This is a genomic window from Enterococcus sp. AZ191, assembly GCF_051713845.1.
Taxonomy (GTDB): domain Bacteria; phylum Bacillota; class Bacilli; order Lactobacillales; family Enterococcaceae; genus Enterococcus_B; species Enterococcus_B durans.
In genome coordinates this window covers 1931413-1946036 of the sequence record NZ_JBIOQS010000001.1, presented here as the reverse complement: position 1 = coordinate 1946036, position 14624 = coordinate 1931413, and the positions used below count along the sequence as shown (strand labels likewise).

10 protein-coding genes and 1 pseudogene are annotated in these 14624 nt (G+C 39.0%); 10 read left to right on the top strand and 1 reads right to left on the bottom strand.

The features are described 5' to 3' along the window. Window positions 1-316: 316 nt before the first annotated feature. The gene (locus tag IGI47_RS09335; protein ID WP_311930915.1) at window positions 317-796 is read right to left on the bottom strand and encodes an arginine repressor; all 480 of its coding nucleotides are present in this window, start codon (window positions 794-796) and stop codon (window positions 317-319) included. 392 nt (window positions 797-1188) lie between these two features. Between IGI47_RS09335 and rpsB the strand changes: the two genes are divergently transcribed. The 10 genes and pseudogenes from rpsB (at window position 1189) to IGI47_RS09285 (ending at window position 14580) form a co-directional block, all read left to right on the top strand. Then, a complete protein-coding gene (gene rpsB / locus IGI47_RS09330; protein WP_005875940.1) occupies window positions 1189-1971 on the top strand; it encodes a 30S ribosomal protein S2 in 783 nt (260 codons plus the stop codon). A gap of 96 nt (window positions 1972-2067) precedes the next feature. Beyond that, a complete protein-coding gene (gene tsf, locus IGI47_RS09325) occupies window positions 2068-2949 on the top strand; it encodes a translation elongation factor Ts (RefSeq protein WP_438784031.1) in 882 nt (293 codons plus the stop codon). A 221-nt stretch (window positions 2950-3170) separates the two neighbouring features. Further along, complete coding sequence (gene pyrH, locus IGI47_RS09320) at window positions 3171-3893, top strand: UMP kinase (RefSeq protein ID WP_005875937.1); 723 nt, start codon at window positions 3171-3173, stop codon at window positions 3891-3893. A gap of 2 nt (window positions 3894-3895) precedes the next feature. Continuing rightward, window positions 3896-4453: a ribosome recycling factor gene (gene frr, locus IGI47_RS09315; RefSeq protein WP_005875935.1), complete on the top strand. Its 558-nt coding sequence runs from the start codon at window positions 3896-3898 to the stop codon at window positions 4451-4453. 344 nt (window positions 4454-4797) lie between these two features. After that, window positions 4798-5607, top strand: a complete 810-nt coding sequence (locus IGI47_RS09310; RefSeq protein ID WP_311930916.1) for an isoprenyl transferase — start codon at window positions 4798-4800, stop codon at window positions 5605-5607. Beyond that, window positions 5604-6404, top strand: a complete 801-nt coding sequence (locus IGI47_RS09305) for a phosphatidate cytidylyltransferase (protein WP_005875931.1) — start codon at window positions 5604-5606, stop codon at window positions 6402-6404. The genes IGI47_RS09310 and IGI47_RS09305 overlap by 4 nt, the downstream gene beginning before the upstream one ends. 246 nt (window positions 6405-6650) lie before the next feature. After that, on the top strand, window positions 6651-7919 hold the full coding sequence (gene rseP, locus IGI47_RS09300; RefSeq protein WP_311930917.1) for an RIP metalloprotease RseP: 1269 nt from the start codon (window positions 6651-6653) through the stop codon (window positions 7917-7919). 67 nt (window positions 7920-7986) lie between these two features. Beyond that, window positions 7987-9690 (top strand): proline--tRNA ligase, encoded by a 1704-nt coding sequence (locus IGI47_RS09295; protein WP_438784030.1) that lies wholly within the window; start codon window positions 7987-7989, stop codon window positions 9688-9690. Window positions 9691-9832: 142 nt separating this feature from the next. Next, a pseudogene (locus tag IGI47_RS09290) lies at window positions 9833-9952 on the top strand (DUF3788 family protein); the annotation flags it as partial. Between the two features lie 275 nt (window positions 9953-10227). After that, window positions 10228-14580, top strand: coding sequence for a PolC-type DNA polymerase III (locus tag IGI47_RS09285; protein WP_438784029.1), 4353 nt, complete (start codon window positions 10228-10230; stop codon window positions 14578-14580). The last annotated feature ends 44 nt before the right edge of the window (window positions 14581-14624 follow it).

Here is a 14624-nt window from a genome sequence, read left to right as displayed (position 1 = left end):
ATCAGAAGAACAGATGAGTGAATCGAATGTTTTTGTTTGGAATAGCCCAAAAAAGCCGTCCATCGCAACCCTCGAGTTTGTGATAGACGGCTCTTTTTGAATGAGGTAAACAAGGGGAGAACGGACACCCTAAATACAGGATCATTGTCAAACGATGTTGGTAATATGAGATCTTAGAATAATTTGGACAGAGATTTAGACAAAAGTCGGTTAGGTTTGAGAAATTGGAGAGAAAAGAGCGTGGGACAAAAGTAAGAAACACTTCTGTCCCAGCCTCAAAAAGTATAGAGTCTAAATACAATAAGCCCTTACCGAACTAAAAAATAGATGCATCTTTTGGATGATGTAAAAAGTCTTCAACTAATTGTGCATCCGCTTCGTTTTGAGAAATGATGATCGTAGTATCGAACCCGGCAATTGTACTAACGATGTGAGGTGGTTTGATTTCATCCAACACAGCAGCGAAAAGGGGTGCGTTGTCCGGTAAAGTATGAACGATTGTCAAAAAGTGGACGCGTTCCACTTTTAAAACAATATCTTCGATCATTTGGATCAGCCGTTTTTCATCCTCGTTTTTTGCTTCTGATCCTTCTTTTCCCTGAAAGAACACAAAGCGTGAAATGCCATTCTCGTCAGGGGCTTTGACGATTTTTAAATCACGGATATCGCGAGAAATCGTTGCTTGAGTAGCATTAACACCGTAGTCACTCAATTTTGTTAACAATTCTTCTTGTGTACGGATCGTAAATTCATCGATCACCTGTTTAATCAATAAATGTCGCTCAGCTTTACGCATATTCTTTCTCCTTTACGAAAGATTTCACATGTATCATATCAAAAAACAAAAGAATTTCCCAATAATAATTTGTTTTATGAGATAACTCTAGTAAATAAGGCTTCTTTTATGGTTGCGCTATCATTTTAAAACAGGAAGATTAAAAGTTATAAATAAAGAATGAGATTTTTCTTGATATTTAACAGTATATCAGGTAAAATACTGAATGTTGAGCAGAAAATCCTTATTAAGTATTGCGGAGCAAGTCAGTTGTTTGTATAATACTTGAGGATGCTGAACTGCATCAATAAATCCACATTCTCGTTGGATCGTTGATAGGTGCTTGCAAAAGTTTGTCAGCGAGGTAGAAGACAAGAAGAGGGAAAATAAAACCAAATCGGAGGAAACAAAAAATGGCAGTAATTTCAATGAAACAATTACTAGAAGCTGGCGTACACTTTGGTCACCAAACTCGTCGCTGGAACCCAAAAATGAAGAAATATATCTTCACAGAAAGAAACGGAATTTACATCATCGACTTACAAAAAACAGTTAAGTTAGTAGATGCAGCTTACGACTACATGAAAAACGTTGCAGAAGAAGGCGGCGTAGCTTTATTTGTAGGTACTAAAAAACAAGCACAAGAAGCAATCAAAGATGAAGCAACACGTGCTGGACAATACTACGTTAACCATCGTTGGTTAGGTGGAACATTGACTAACTGGGATACAATCCAAAAACGTATCAGCCGTTTGAAACAAATCAATGCAATGGAAGAAGACGGAACTTTTGAAGTTCTACCTAAAAAAGAAGTGGCTGGTTTGAACAAACAACGTGAACGTCTTGAAAAATTCTTAGGCGGTATCGCTGATATGCCAAGAATCCCAGATGTAATGTACATCGTTGACCCTCGTAAAGAACGTATCGCTGTTCAAGAAGCGCATAAATTGAATATCCCTATCGTAGCTATGGTTGATACAAACTGCGATCCAGATGAAATCGACGTAGTTATCCCTTCAAATGACGATGCAATCCGTGCCGTTAAATTGATCACTTCAAAAATGGCTGATGCATTCATCGAAGGAAACCAAGGTGAAGATCAAGTAGTTGAAGAAGATTTTGTAGCAGAAAACACTGCAACATCAATCGAAGAAATCGTTGACGTTGTTGAAGGCGACAATTCTTCAGCAGAATAATTCTTAAATGATGGAGCTGTTTCAAAGGCTAGGCGACAAGCCTCACTCTCCTTTGAAACAGCTTTTTTAAAAAGAAAATACAGGAGGATACAAAAAATGGCAGACGTAACAGCTAAAATGGTAAAAGAACTACGCGAAATGACAGGCGTAGGTATGATGGATGCGAAAAGAGCATTAGTTGAAGTAGAAGGCGACATGGAAAAAGCAGTTGATCTTTTACGTGAAAAAGGAATGGCTAAAGCAGCGAAGAAAAATGACCGTATCGCAGCAGAAGGTTTAGCTTCAGTAGCAGTAAAAGGTAACACTGCTGCAATCGTTGAAGTAAACTCAGAAACTGACTTTGTTTCTAAAAATGAAATGTTCCAAGATTTAGTAAAAGAAATCGCTGAACTTGTTGCAGAAAACAAACCTGCAGACATGGATGCAGCTATGAAAATCAAAACAGAAAAAGGAACAATCGAATCTGATTTGATCGAAGCAACGCAAGTTATCGGTGAAAAAATCAGCTTCCGTCGTTTCGAAGTTGTTGAAAAAGATGACAATGCAGCATTCGGTGGCTACTTACACATGGGCGGACGTATCGCTGTATTAACTGTTTTGGAAGGTACAACTGACGAAACTGTTGCCAGAGATGTAGCAATGCACGTAGCAGCTATCAACCCTCGTTACGTAAACGAAACTCAAATCCCAGAAGAAGAATTAGAACATGAAAAAACTGTTCTTACTGAACAAGCACTTAACGAAGGCAAACCTGCAAAAATCGTTGAAAAAATGGTTGAAGGCCGCTTGAAGAAATTCAAAGCTGAAATCGCATTGGTTGACCAATCTTTCGTTAAAGATCCTGATATGACTGTTGAAAAATATGTTGCATCTAAAGGTGCTACTGTGAAAACATTCGTACGTTTCGAAGTCGGCGAAGGTATCGAAAAACGCGAAGACAACTTTGTAGAAGAAGTAATGAGTCAAGTGAAAAAATAATTCGCAAGAGTTATTTAGCGTCTGTTCTCTAAACATCAAAGCTTTTCAAGAATCGTTTTTGGAAGCTGATGTTTAGAAACAACGCTTAGCTGAAATTTAACAAGGAGCAGCGACGTATGTCACAGCTCTTTTTTTTAGGCATAGAAAGAAAATGCTCGACTTTAGTGGCTAAATTATCTGGATATGGTAAAATAGCAATAGAAAATATTGGAGGAATGAACATGGTCACACCGAAATATCAGCGTGTAGTCTTAAAATTAAGTGGAGAAGCTTTGGCTGGAGATGAAGGGTTTGGTATTAAACCACCAGTCATCAAAGAAATTATCCAAGAAATCAAAGAGGTGCACGAACTAGGCGTTGAAATGGCAATCGTTGTTGGGGGCGGTAATATTTGGCGCGGACAAATCGGTGCCCAAATGGGGATGGAACGTGCTCAAGCAGATTACATGGGTATGCTGGCAACGGTGATGAATGCCTTAGCATTACAAGACACGTTAGAAAATGTTGGTGTACCAACGCGTGTACAAACTTCAATCGAAATGCGCCAGATCGCGGAACCTTATATCCGCAGAAAAGCAGAACGTCATTTAGAAAAGGGACGGATCGTCATTTTTGCAGGTGGCACAGGGAATCCTTACTTTTCAACAGATACTACAGCAGCACTACGAGCAGCTGAAATTGGAGCTGACGTTATTTTAATGGCTAAAAACAATGTTGACGGTGTTTATTCAGCTGATCCAAAAGTGGATGCCAACGCAGTTAAATTTGAAGAATTGACTCATTTAGAAGTTATCTCAAAAGGATTGCAAGTGATGGATTCAACTGCCAGCTCATTGAGCATGGACAATGATATTCCGCTACTTGTCTTTAATTTGAATGAACATGGAAATATCCGACGCGCTATCTTAGGTGAAAATATCGGAACTACAGTTAGGGGGAAATAAAAATGGCAGATGCAATTATGACAGAAGCAAAAGAAAAAATGCATAAAGCAGCACAAAATCTACAACGTGAATTAGGACAGATCCGTGCAGGACGTGCCAATGCAAGCTTATTGGACCGTATCACTGTAAATTATTACGGAGTACCTACACCACTAAACCAAATGGCTTCTATCCAAATTCCAGAAGCACGTATTTTGATGATCACACCATTTGATAAAAGTATTCTTCAAGATGTAGAAAAAGCAATCATGACAAGTGATATCGGTATCAGCCCAACAAATGATGGGAATGTGATCCGTTTAGTGATTCCACAATTAACAGAAGAACGTCGTAAAGAATTAGCGAAAGACGTAAAAAAAGAAGCAGAAAATGCGAAAATCGCTGTACGTAATATTCGCCGTGACGCAATTGATGAATATAAAAAACAACAAAAAAATGGAGACATCACAGAAGATGATCTACGTGGTCTAGAAAAAGAAGTACAGACCTTGACTGACAATAGTATCAAAGAAGTAGATAAAATCGCTGCTGAAAAAGAAAAAGAACTATTAGAAGTTTAAGCGTTATTTAAAAATCAATCGATGTTTTTTTAACTAAGAATCTCTTGATCAGTGTATCGATCAGAGAGTAGAAAAAGCTGGTTCATCTCGCCAATAGTGAAAGCTGTTAACGAGAGGAACCAGCTTTCTTTTTGAAGTTCTGGCACTACTTAATAGGAAGTGTAAAAAAGAGAAGCTTTGATAAAAGAAGTGGCTTCTTTATTTTACTAATAGCAATCAAAAGTTAAAAAAATGAAAAATCTTAGTGAAAAAAAGAAAAAAAAACGCTAGACCGTAGGAAATGACTATATATATTGCTATAATAGCAGAGATAGTGGTAATTTTTTAGTATAGGAGGAAAAAGAATGTTACGTTTTTTTCCGCAAAAAAACAAATATATTCAAGAAAAAAGTGAGCTTCGTTTCAATAGTGATGGCCCAATTCCGCAACACATAGCAATTATTATGGATGGCAATGGGCGATGGGCACAAAACCGACGATTGCCTCGTGTGGCTGGACATAAAGAAGGTATGGAAACAGTAAAAAAGGTAACGAAACAAGCTTCCAGATTAGGCGTCAAAGTATTGACTCTTTATGCGTTCTCCACAGAAAATTGGAAAAGACCCAAGGATGAAGTAAGCTTTTTGATGCAACTTCCCGTTGACTTCTTTGACACATTTGTACCGGAGCTGATCAAGGAAAATGTGAAGGTCCATGTGATGGGGTATGAAGATCTATTACCTGAACATACACAGGATGCAGTGAAACGTGCGATCGAACAAACAAAAGACAATACAGGGATGGTACTCAACTTTGCTTTGAACTACGGAAGTAGAGCGGAAATCGTGACGGCTGTCAAAGCAATTGCTACTGAAGTCAAAAATGGAGAAAAATCAATTGAAGAGATCGATGATACACTGATTGCTGAACATCTCATGACGGGTTTTTTACCAACTGAACTTCGAGATCCTGAACTTGTCATTCGGACAAGCGGAGAAGAAAGAATCAGCAACTTTTTACTTTGGCAACTTGCCTATAGTGAATTGTACTTTACCAAAGCATTATGGCCTGATTTTGATGGAGCACATCTAGAAGAGGCGATTGCTTCATTTCAAAATAGAGATCGTCGTTTTGGTGGTGTGAAAAACAAGGAGAAAGAAGGAGATCAGTCATGAGACAACGAGTGATCACTGCTGTCGTAGCATTGGCGTTATTTATTCCGATTCTTTGGCTAGGGGGCCTGGCTGTTGAATTAGTAGCAGCTCTATTAGCTGTTATCGGAGTATATGAGTTGTTTAGGATGAAAGGATTGACATTATTAAGTTTTGAAGGAATATTAGCAGCGATTGGCGCAGTTGTTTTGGTATTACCTAAAGAACGTTGGTTTTTCTTTTTATCAGAAGGCACGGATACATTTATGTTGTTTTATCTGATTGTGATGATCTTATTAGGCACCGCAGTCATTTCCAAAAATACGTATACGATAGATGAAGCTGGCTTTCCAGTAATCGTGAGTTTATATGTTGGGATGGGCTTCCAGAATTTTGTCAATGCGCGGACAGAAGGACTACCTGTTTTGCTGTTTGGTCTGTTCATTGTTTGGGCAACCGACATCGGTGCCTATATGGTCGGACGAAAATATGGAAAGCATAAATTAAGTCCAGATGTCTCACCGAACAAAACCATTGAAGGCGCATTAGGCGGTATTGGGAGTGCTTTAGTAGTTGCTATTCTGTACTTTTTACTCTATCCGTCGACTGAATTGTTTGGCCATGGACTATTTGTCATGTTGTTGTTAACGATCCTGTTATCGATTGTTGGTCAGTTTGGTGATCTAGTCGAATCATCGATCAAACGACACTATGATGTAAAAGATTCTGGCAATATTTTACCAGGGCATGGGGGAATCTTAGACCGATTCGATAGTCTGTTGTTCGTCTTTCCGATCATGCATTTATTTGGATTAATTTAATAAGAGGATATGGGTCTTTGCTTTAGTTTTAGATACAAATCGTTTTTAGAAACCTAGTTACTGTAGATGATGTGATTAGTTGATAAGAGCGAAGTGGTTATTTTAATAAACTAAAAGCAAAGGCCGATTTTTTCTCTATAACTCACTGATACTATTGGTGAACAGCTGATAATATGGTAAAATTAAAGTGTTTTATTTATCAAAAGTTTCAAGGTTAAAGGAAAAGCGTGTAAAGGAGAATGCAAAATGAAAACAATTATCACATTTATTATTGTCTTCGGTATTTTGGTCATTGTACATGAGTTTGGACATTTCTTCTTTGCGAAACGATCAGGAATTCTCGTTCGTGAGTTTGCTATTGGAATGGGTCCTAAAATCTATGGACACCAAGCAAAGGACGGAACTACCTATACATTGCGTTTATTGCCGATCGGCGGTTATGTGAGAATGGCAGGAAACGGAGACGATGAAACAGAAATGGCCCCTGGAATGCCGTTATCTCTTTTGTTAAATTCTGATGGTATCGTGGAGAAAATCAATGTAAGCAAAAAAGTGCAACTGCCCAATGGGATTCCATTAGAATTGATCGCATACGATCTTGAAGACGACTTGACGATCACAGGTTATGTGAATGGGGATGAAACACAAGAAGTCACCTATCACGTCGAACACGATGCTTCCATTATTGAAGCGGACGGTACAGAGATCCGAATTGCGCCTAGAGATGTTCAATTCCAGTCAGCGAAATTATGGCAACGGATGCTGACTAATTTCGCTGGGCCTATGAATAATTTTATTTTAGCGATCCTGTTGTTCATTATCCTTGCGTTCATGCAAGGTGGCGTGCAAGTAACGGATACTAACCAAATTGGAAAAGTCTTGCCGAATGGCGCAGCCGCAGCTGCTGGGTTGAAAGAAAATGATGAAATAGTATCGATTGATGGCAAGTCTGTTCATTCATGGAATGATTTGACGTCAGAGATCACCGAAAATCCTGGAAAAAAATTAGATGTTGAAGTAAGACGTGACGGCAAAACACAGCAGCTTGACGTAACACCGAAAGCAGTTGAAGCCAATGGGAAAGAAGTCGGCCAACTAGGGATTCAAGCACCAATGAAGACTGGCTTTTTGGATAAAATAGTTGGTGGAGTCCATCGAGCATTCAGTAGTTCAATGGAGATATTCAAAGCGTTAGGCTCATTGTTCACAGGCTTTAGCCTAGATAAATTAGGTGGACCCGTTATGATGTTCCAGCTTTCTTCTGAAGCTGCTAATCAAGGTGTGATGACTGTCATTAGCTTGATGGCCCTGCTTTCCATGAATCTAGGAATCGTTAATTTACTGCCGATTCCTGCATTAGATGGTGGGAAAATCGTCTTGAATATCTTTGAAGGTGTGAGAGGAAAACCTCTCAGTCAAGAAAAAGAAGGCTTTATCACTTTGGCAGGATTTGGGTTATTGATGCTATTGATGGTATTGGTCACTTGGAATGATATTCAACGATTCTTTTTCTAGAAAAGTTGACAAATAGGGTATAATTACAAACGATAGATTATTATTGAGGAATAGAGGAGTATATAGAATGAGACAATCAAAAATGTTGATTCCTACGTTAAGAGAGGTTCCAAATGATGCAGAAGTATTAAGTCATCAAATTTTATTGAGAGCTGGATACATTCGTCAAGTATCTGCAGGAATCTACTCTTATTTACCACTAGCAAATCGTGTGTTAGAAAAACTAAAAGCGATCATGCGAGAAGAATTTGAAAAGATCGGTGCAGTTGAAATGTTGATGCCGGCGATTTTACCAGCAGAATTGTGGGAAGAATCTGGTCGTTATGAAACATATGGCCCAAACTTGTATCGTCTGAATGATCGTAATGATCGTAAAATGATCTTAGGCCCAACACATGAAGAAACATTTACTGATTTGATTCGTAATGAAATCAATTCATATAAAAAATTACCATTGAATCTTTATCAGATCCAAACAAAATACCGAGATGAAAAACGCCCTCGTTTCGGTTTATTACGTGGTCGGGAATTCATCATGAAAGATGCTTATTCATTCCATGCTTCTGAAGAAAGTCTAGATGAAGCATACAAAGACTACGAAAAAGCTTATACTGAAATCTTTAAACGCTGTGGACTTGAATTCCGAGCAATCATCGGTGACGGTGGTGCAATGGGCGGGAAAGATTCAAAAGAGTTCATGGCAATATCAGAAATTGGTGAAGATACGATCTGTTATTCAACTGAAAGTGATTATGCAGCAAACTTAGAAATGGCGACGAGCTATTATGTTTCTAAAAAATCACATGAAACGCAACTTGAACTGGAAAAGAAAGCTACACCTGATGTTAAAACAATTGAAGAAGTAGCAGCTTTCTTTGAGACAGAACCACAAAAAATCATCAAATCTGTTTTGTTCATGGCGGATGAAGAACCTGTACTTGTGCTAGTTCGTGGAGATCATGAAGTGAATGATGTCAAATTGAAGAACTTCTTAGGCGTTGACTTCTTAGAAGAAGCAACAGAAGAAGATGCAACGAAATTTTTAGGTGCTGATTTTGGTTCTGTTGGTCCAGTGGGCGTATCAGAAGATGTGAAGATCTATGCTGACCGACATGTCCAAGACCTTGCAAATGCCATTACTGGTGCTAATGAAACAGGTTATCATTATATCAATGTCAATCCAGAAAGAGATTTTACAGTCCTTTCGTATGAAGATCTGCGTTTTGTGCAAGAAGGTGATCCATCCCCAGACAATAATGGTGTGTTGGCCTTTACTCGTGGAATCGAGATCGGACACATCTTCAAGTTAGGCACGCGCTACAGTGAGTCAATGGGGGCAACTGTTTTAGATGAGAATGGTCGTGAAAAATTTGTGATCATGGGTTGCTATGGAATCGGCGTCAGCCGTTTACTTTCTGCAATCGTTGAACAAAATTCTGATGAAAATGGCATCAATTGGCCAAAAGGGATTACACCATTCGATCTGCATGTCGTTCAAATGAATCTGAAAGACGAAAATCAAACAAACTTGACAAACGAAGTGGAGCAAGCGATGACAGAAGCCGGTTACCAAGTATTGGTCGATGACCGCAACGAACGTGCAGGGGTGAAATTCGCAGATTCCGATTTGATCGGTTGTCCAATCAGAATCACGATCGGTAAAAAAGCAGTTGATGGGATCGTAGAAGTGAAAATCAAGAAAACAGGTGAAATGGTTGAAGTCCGTAAGGAAGAATTAGCCAATACCCTACCAATCTTATTAAATCAATAAATGATAAACGAAGAGATTGAGATAAAAGTCATTTAGGCTTGAGAAATTGGAGAAAAAACGAACAATACGTTTTTTGTATTGCTCGTTTTTTTTTCCAATTTCCGAAAAACTTGACTTTTGGACGCCGTTTATTTGAGAGAGGCTGGGACAGAAGTGTTTAACTCCGAGAAATAAGAAGAAATGAACGAAAATTGCTTTTCAAATTTTTGTGATTTTCGGCTTATTTCCGAAGGAGTTGCTTCTGCTCCCTCTGTTTATTCGAGAGTCTGTAGCAAACCTGATTTTTAGATTTGTCCCATATTCTCAAAACCTGAGTAAACGGCGGAACAGAAGTAGTTTTTTAGAAGAAGTCAAAATTCTCAAAAATTTGAAAAAGCAGTTTTCATGGATTTTTTCTTGTTCTTTTAGGCACCCCACTTTTGTCACCCTTATTTTTTAATGTAAAATCAATAAAAAACGAGTATACTAGATAGTACTGAAAAAAGAAGAGAACAAAAAAGCTTTTTAATTGTTTCTCATCAGAAAGGGCGTATGGTTTTGTCAGAAAAACGAGAGTTATTTGAAAAACTACTGGAACAGATCCAACTGGAAGAAGCGGATAAACAGCATCCTCTGATTTCTTCTGGCGAAGTGGAACGAGTAGTCGTTCATCGTAAATCACGCTTATGGGAATTTACGCTACACTTTTCTCAAATTTTACCGATCATGCTTTATCGTTCGTTAGTGCAACATGTGACATTGGCCTTTCATGATATTGCACAAGTGAAACTAAATATAAAAGCAGAAAATCAACAATTTGACGAACAGTTGTTACAAGATTATTGGGCACAAGCATTGGAAAGCCAACAATGTGATACACCTCTTGCACAACAAGTCTTAAAAACACAAGTTCCAATACTAAAGGAACATAAAATCATCTTGCCTGTCGATAGTACTGGCGCACTCAGCTATTTGAAGCAACAATATTTGCCATTAGTAGAGTCTTTATTTGTCAGCTACGGATTTCCTAAATTTAGGATCGAGCCAGAAGTAGACGAGCAACAAGCAGAACGTGTGTTAAAACTGTTTGAAGAACGGAAACAAGAACAAGCAGAAGCCTTTATGAAGCAAGCGGCAGAAAGCTTGATCGTCCATGAACAAAAGAAAAAAGAAAAGAAAGAGCAGTTGCCTGTTTTAGAAGGACCTATCCAGTTGGGAAGAAATATTCCTACGGATGAACCAACTACACCAATGGTAAATATTGTAGAAGAAGAGCGCCGTGTAACATTAGAAGGATATGTATTTGATAAAGAAATCCGCGAGCTTCGTTCAAAACGGAAAATATTGACATTGAAAATCACTGATTATACTTCATCCTTCATCGTCAAAAAATTCTCAAACAATGAAAAAGATGAACAAATATTTGAGGCAATCAGCACGGGTAGTTGGTTGAAGGTCAGAGGAAGCATACAAGAAGATACCTTTGTCCGTGACTTAGTGATGAATGCGCAAGATATCGTAGAAGTGAAACATGCTCCAAGAAAAGATTATGCACCAGAAGGAGAAAAACGAGTGGAGCTACATGTCCACAGCAACATGAGTACGATGGATGCTACAAATAGTATCTCTGATATCGTTGCACAAGCTGGAAAGTGGGGACATCGCGCCATTGCTATCACTGATCATGGCGGCGCACAGGCATTTCCTGAAGCACATAGCGCAGGGAAAAAAGCTGGCGTGAAAATTTTGTATGGGGTAGAAGCAAATGTTGTGGATGATGGCGTGCCGATCGCCTACAATGATGTGCATGAATCCTTAAGTGAAGGAACCTATGTAGTATTTGACGTGGAAACAACGGGGCTATCAGCTGTTTACGATACGATCATCGAACTAGCTGCGGTTAAGATGTACAAAGGAAATGTGATTGCTAGTTTTGATGAATTCATCGATCCAGGCCATCCGCTTTCACGAACAACTGTTGATTTGACAGGGATTACCGATGAAATGGTTCGTGGTTCAAAATCGGAAGAAGAAGTTTTACGACTGTTTCTTGAATTCTCAAAAGACACCATTCTTGTAGCACATAATGCGGCGTTCGATATGGGATTTTTAAATACGAGCTATGCAAAATATGGAATACCAGAAGCACCTAATCCCGTAATCGATACGTTAGAGTTAGCTCGCTATCTCTATCCTCAATTCAAACGTTTCGGGTTGGGTGTACTGTCTAAGAAATTTGGTGTCAGTCTGGAACAACATCACCGGGCGATTTATGATGCAGAAGCTACTGGTCATCTTGCATGGATCTTTATCAAAGAAGCGATGGAAAACCATGACATGTTTTACCACGACCAACTGAATGCACATATCGGGGAAGGAGACTCCTATAAACGAGCAAGACCTTTCCATGCAACGCTGATTGCTAAAAACCAAGACGGGTTAAAGGATCTGTTCAAACTGATCTCGATGTCTAACGTGGAATATTTTGAACGTGTCCCACGAATCCCACGGTCACAATTAAACAAATTACGTGACAACCTATTGATTGGCTCTGCCTGTGACAAAGGAGAAATCTTTGAAGCAATGATGCAAAAAGGAGTCGAAGAGGCAAGAAATCGTGCCAAGTTTTATGATTATATCGAAGTGATGCCAAAAGCAGTCTATGCACCTTTGCTAGAACAAGAATTAGTAAAAAATGAACGTGATCTAGAGGAAATTATTCAAAACTTAGTTGAAATAGGAAAGTCATTAGACAAAATAGTGGTGGCAACAGGGAATGTCCATTACTTAAATGAAGAAGATGCGATTTATCGTAAAATCTTGATCAATTCAATGGGAGGAGCCAATCCATTGAACCGTCACAGTCTACCTGATGTCCATTTTCGAACAACAGATGAGATGTTGACAGCTTTTAATTTCTTAGGTGAATCTCTTGCAAAAGAGATCGTTGTAGAAAATACAAATAAAATCGCAGATAGCTGTGAAGAAGTCATTCCTGTGAAAGATGAACTTTACACACCGAAAATCCCTGGTTCTGAAGAAGAAATCTCTGAATTGAGTTATACCAAAGCCAAACAACTATATGGTGATCCTTTACCAGAGATCATTCAAAAACGTTTGGAAAAGGAATTGAATTCGATTAACGGGAATGGGTTCTCCGTTATCTATCTGATTGCTCAAAAACTCGTACACAAAAGTAATGAAGATGGCTATTTAGTTGGTTCGCGTGGTTCGGTAGGTTCAAGTTTTGTTGCGACGATGACTGGGATTACCGAAGTTAATCCTTTAGCCCCGCATTATTATTGTCCAGAATGTCAGTATTCTGAATTCTATGAGGATGGGACATATGGTTCAGGTTTCGATATGCCTGAGAAAAAATGTCCAAAATGTGGTGCTCGATTGAACAAAGATGGACATGATATTCCTTTTGAAACGTTCTTAGGATTTCATGGTGATAAAGTACCCGATATCGATTTGAATTTTTCGGGAGACTATCAAGCAGAAGCCCATAATTATACGAAAGTATTATTTGGAGAAGAATATGTTTATCGTGCTGGAACAATTGGTACGGTGGCAGATAAAACGGCTTATGGATTTGTTAAGGGCTACGAAAGAGACCATAATCTGCAATTTCGAAGTGCAGAAGTCGATCGCTTAGCCAAAGGAGCCACTGGAGTCAAACGAACGACTGGCCAGCATCCAGGGGGGATCATCGTTATTCCTGATTACATGGATGTTTATGATTTCACCCCCATCCAATTTCCAGCAGATGATCAAAATTCTGAATGGAAAACGACCCACTTTGATTTCCACTCGATCCATGATAATGTATTGAAACTTGATATTCTTGGACATGATGACCCGACTGTTATTCGGATGCTCCAAGATCTATCTGGGATCGATCCACAAACGATCCCTACAGATGATCCAGAAGTGATGCGGATATTTGCCGGGCCGGAAGTCTTGAACGTGACGCAAGAACAAATCAACTCTAAAACAGGTACACTAGGGATTCCCGAATTCGGGACTCGTTTTGTTCGTGGGATGTTGGAAGAAACCCATCCAACTACTTTCGCTGAATTACTGCAAATCTCTGGACTCTCTCATGGGACAGACGTTTGGCTTGGAAATGCGGAAGAATTGATCAAACGTGGGGATGCGACACTAGCGGAAGTAATTGGTTGTCGGGATGACATCATGGTCTATCTGATCCATGCCGGATTAGACAGTGGGATGGCATTTAAAATCATGGAAACAGTGCGTAAGGGACTGTGGAATAAAATCCCAGATGAACTTCGTGAGACATATTTAAATGCGATGAAAGAAAATAATGTACCAGATTGGTATATCGATTCTTGTTCAAAAATCAAGTACATGTTCCCGAAAGCCCATGCGGCTGCATATGTACTGATGGCATTACGTGTAGCATATTTTAAAGTATATTTCCCTATCCTGTATTATTGTGCTTACTTCTCTGTTCGTGCTGATGATTTTGATCTTGTTTCTATGTGCAAAGGAAAAGATGCAGTCAAACAAGCCATGAAAGAGATCACAGACAAAGGAATGGATGCCTCTGTGAAAGAAAAAAATCAATTGACAGTACTTGAATTGGCAAATGAAATGTTAGAACGCGGCTTTAAATTCGGGATGATCGATTTGTATAAATCAGATGCGGTCAATTTTGTAATCGAAGGAGATACATTGATTGCGCCATTTCGTGCTGTACCAAGTTTGGGTACCAACGTGGCAAAACAGATTGTCGAAGCAAGGAAAGATGGTCCGTTCTTATCAAAAGAAGATCTGGCTACACGAGGAAAAGTATCCAAGACTTTGATTGAGTATATGAATGATAATGGCGTATTAAAAGACCTTCCTGACGAAAATCAATTGTCGCTATTTGATATGTTATAGTAGGCAACAGCGAGCTTGCTTGTCATTTCAAAGAAATTATGGTA